Annotated in this window: 2 protein-coding genes; one reads left to right on the top strand and one right to left on the bottom strand. The window is 30.4% G+C overall.

Going from position 1 to position 2,195, the window contains the following annotated elements; genetic code table 11:
* Positions 1 to 230: 230 nt before the first annotated feature.
* Positions 231 to 1,628: an RNA-guided endonuclease TnpB family protein gene (locus tag FC55_RS09595; protein ID WP_003701561.1), complete on the bottom strand. Its 1,398-nt coding sequence runs from the start codon at positions 1,626 to 1,628 to the stop codon at positions 231 to 233.
* A gap of 65 nt (positions 1,629 to 1,693) precedes the next feature.
* On the opposite strand from FC55_RS09595, the gene tnpA reads away from it, so the two are divergent.
* Entirely contained in the window at positions 1,694 to 2,134 is a 441-nt protein-coding gene (gene tnpA, locus FC55_RS09590) for an IS200/IS605 family transposase (protein WP_003710828.1), read from the top strand.
* Positions 2,135 to 2,195: the final 61 nt, after the last annotated feature.

Genomic DNA, 2,195 nt, shown 5'->3' with positions numbered 1-2,195 from the left:
TTGAACTACCTGTGATTAAAATCACAGGAATCACGTCACGTGATTACATTACGTATACTATACTCATAGTACACGCTCCGAACCTAGTTATAATGACTGGAAATACCACCATTATACTAAAGATAATCTTCACTAATTATCGTACCTGTTTTGACTCGCTCAAGGTATTACGCATAATTTCGTGCTATTAGTTCGGTAGGATTTGTTCCGTTTCCTAAAAACTTCGTTTTTTAAATTATTTCAACTAAGTTATTTGCTTTTAATTTAGGATAATCTCTTAGTTTTGCATGTTTTTCTGGGTGTAAACCCCATTCTTTGATATTTAAAGCTGCATTATAATCTCTATCTACCTCTTTACCAGTATATGCTGAAACATACATACGTTTACCATCTTCATTAACTTCTTTTAACTCGTGTTTTGACTCGTATTTAGTCCCATATTCTACTTGGCTCGTTTTATATGGATCCACTTTAATAAGAGTTTTATTTTGCTTGTTTACTAACGACTCTACAATTTTTGATAATTCATAAGGTTTGATTAAAGCTAATCGCTTATTCTTACCTGTATTCTGTGCTTTATTCATTGACAAATTACGTTTTCTCATCTCAAAAGCATCTATTTTTTCGATGATGATAGTATCGTAGTCATCGACTAATTCGTGTACTAATCCTCTATATGTTTCAGTTAGGATATTAGCTTTTTTAGCACTTAGCTTTGCTTGTTTACGATGATACCTTCTCCATAAATCTGTTTTACCATGTTTATTGTATTCATTATCTCTTAGTGACTTTATTTTATCTTTTTTAAATTCTATTTTACCTACTTTTTCTATTACTTTTTTAGGAATAGCTATTACTTTGTTTTCAGAAGTCCTAAATACTTCATTTTTAAACATGTTCCAATCTGCACCAACAACTTTATTTTGAAAAATACGTTTCTTCTCACGAGTAAAAGTTATTTGTAGTCTAAATGTATTATCTGGTAATCTTTTAATCTTAGTTAAAGCTATCTCTTCAAAATTAATATTCTTTAAATTCTCAAATACTATTATTTCTCCAAAATCGGCTACATTTAAATGGTGTGGCGAAACTAATTTTGTATTGCCATTAGGCAATTTTTGTGAAGTAATTGTCCTAAACGAGTTATTATTTCGTAGAAAGTTCATTGAACCCTTACGATACCATGAACGGTGTTTAGGATTTTTGTGCTTACCGTTTTTATCTTTAGTAATATTCATTCTAAGATTATATTTTTCAACATCTGACATTCGCCCTGCTTGTTCCAATCTCTTACGATACTGAGAAAAATTAGTGAAGATTGTCTTTAAAAATTCATCTGCGGCATGAGAAGATAATCCTAGTTTCTTAGCATTCCAGCGTTTTAAGTCGTATTTTTCTTTAATAAACATTGCCTTAATTTTATTATTAAGGTAGTTTATTCCTTGTCCAAAAGGTAAAGGTCTACCAATATGTTTACGACCATAGGTCTTATATAAGTATTTCAATGTAAATTGATATAACTCATTTTGTATTTTTATTGCTTTTTCATACAATTCTATTTGTTGATAACTTAAAGAAATATGATATTGTCTTGTATATCCAAATTTATTACTCTTCTTTTTAACCATTCATGTAACCTCCTTTCGAGAAATATATGTTATAATTATTATAATATTAAAAGGGTGGTATGTAAATGATTATACATGAAGAGGGATACGTTTATAACTTCAATTTTCACTTAGTTTTCGTTACTAAATACCGAAGAAAAATATTTGACACTCAAGAGAAAGTGAACACTATGAAAGCTATTTTACAACGACAAGCAACTATTTCAGAAGTAACTGTTAGTCAGTTAGAGGTTATGCCAGACCATGTACATATGTTAATTTCTTTTAAGCCTAAATATGCTCCATCTAATATTGTTAAAAATCTTAAAGGAGCGTCAGCTAGAATATGGTTTAAACAATATCCTGAAACTAAACAATTATTATGGGGTGGACACCTATGGTCTCCTAGCTATTACATGGGTACTCTAGGGGATATGAGTAAAGAAGTCGTAGAAAAATATATTGAATCTCAATATACAGAGGCTATGAGAAGACAGCTTAAAGGCTACTATGGTAAAAATAGATAAGTTAGTTTAGCGGGCTTGACCCCTGATTGAAATCAGAGGTTTGCGCCCGTTTTCTAATCAA

It is taken from the genome of Ligilactobacillus salivarius DSM 20555 = ATCC 11741 (genome assembly GCF_001435955.1).
Lineage (GTDB): Bacteria > Bacillota > Bacilli > Lactobacillales > Lactobacillaceae > Ligilactobacillus > Ligilactobacillus salivarius.
This window is presented reverse-complemented; position numbering and strand designations above follow the sequence as displayed.